Genomic DNA, 1,552 nt, shown 5'->3' with positions numbered 1-1,552 from the left:
ATGAGAGTTTGATCCTGGCTCAGGACGAACGCTGGCGGCGTGCCTAATACATGCAAGTCGAGCGGATGAAGGGGAGCTTGCTCCCTGGATTCAGCGGCGGACGGGTGAGTAACACGTGGGCAACCTGCCTGTAAGACTGGGATAACTCCGGGAAACCGGGGCTAATACCGGATAACTTCTTTTCTCGCATGGGGAGAGGTTGAAAGACGGTTTTGCTGTCACTTACAGATGGGCCCGCGGCGCATTAGCTAGTTGGTGGGGTAACGGCCTACCAAGGCGACGATGCGTAGCCGACCTGAGAGGGTGATCGGCCACACTGGGACTGAGACACGGCCCAGACTCCTACGGGAGGCAGCAGTAGGGAATCTTCCGCAATGGACGAAAGTCTGACGGAGCAACGCCGCGTGAGTGATGAAGGCCTTCGGGTCGTAAAACTCTGTTATCAGGGAAGAACAAGTGTCGTTTAACTGACGGCGCCTTGACGGTACCTGACCAGAAAGCCACGGCTAACTACGTGCCAGCAGCCGCGGTAATACGTAGGTGGCAAGCGTTGTCCGGAATTATTGGGCGTAAAGCGCGCGCAGGCGGCTTCTTAAGTCTGATGTGAAAGCCCACGGCTCAACCGTGGAGGGTCATTGGAAACTGGGAGGCTTGAGTGCAGAAGAGAAGAGCGGAATTCCACGTGTAGCGGTGAAATGCGTAGAGATGTGGAGGAACACCAGTGGCGAAGGCGGCTCTTTGGTCTGTAACTGACGCTGAGGCGCGAAAGCGTGGGGAGAGAACAGGATTAGATACCCTGGTATTCCACGCCGTAAACGATGAGTGCTAAGTGTTAGGGGGTTTCCGCCCCTTAGTGCTGCAGCAAACGCATTAAGCACTCCGCCTGGGGAGTACGGCCGCAAGGCTGAAACTCAAAGGAATTGACGGGGGCCCGCACAAGCGGTGGAGCATGTGGTTTAATTCGAAGCAACGCGAAGAACCTTACCAGGTCTTGACATCCCGCTGACCACTCTGGAGACAGAGTTTTCCCTTCGGGGACAGCGGTGACAGGTGGTGCATGGTTGTCGTCAGCTCGTGTCGTGAGATGTTGGGTTAAGTCCCGCAACGAGCGCAACCCTTGATCTTAGTTGCCAGCATTTAGTTGGGCACTCTAAGGTGACTGCCGGTGACAAACCGGAGGAAGGTGGGGATGACGTCAAATCATCATGCCCCTTATGACCTGGGCTACACACGTGCTACAATGGATGGTACAGAGGGCAGCAAGACCGCGAGGTGGAGCAAATCCCTTAAAACCATTCTCAGTTCGGATTGCAGGCTGCAACTCGCCTGCATGAAGCCGGAATCGCTAGTAATCGCGGATCAGCATGCCGCGGTGAATACGTTCCCGGGCCTTGTACACACCGCCCGTCACACCACGAGAGTTTGTAACACCCGAAGTCGGTGGGGTAACCATTTGGAGCCAGCCGCCGAAGGTGGGACAGATGATTGGGGTGAAGTCGTAACAAGGTAGCCGTATCGGAAGGTGCGGCTGGATCACCTCCTTTCTAAGGAA

At 55.9% G+C, this 1,552-nt stretch carries 1 rRNA gene; it reads left to right on the top strand.

Going from position 1 to position 1,552, the window contains the following annotated elements:
* Nucleotides 1-1,544, top strand: a 16S ribosomal RNA gene (locus tag H9631_RS22085).
* Nucleotides 1,545-1,552: the final 8 nt, after the last annotated feature.

The organism is Bacillus norwichensis (assembly GCF_014836955.1).
Lineage (GTDB): Bacteria > Bacillota > Bacilli > Bacillales > Bacillaceae_C > Siminovitchia > Siminovitchia norwichensis.
Note: the sequence above shows the minus strand (reverse complement) of the source record. Positions and strands in the feature narration are given on the sequence as shown.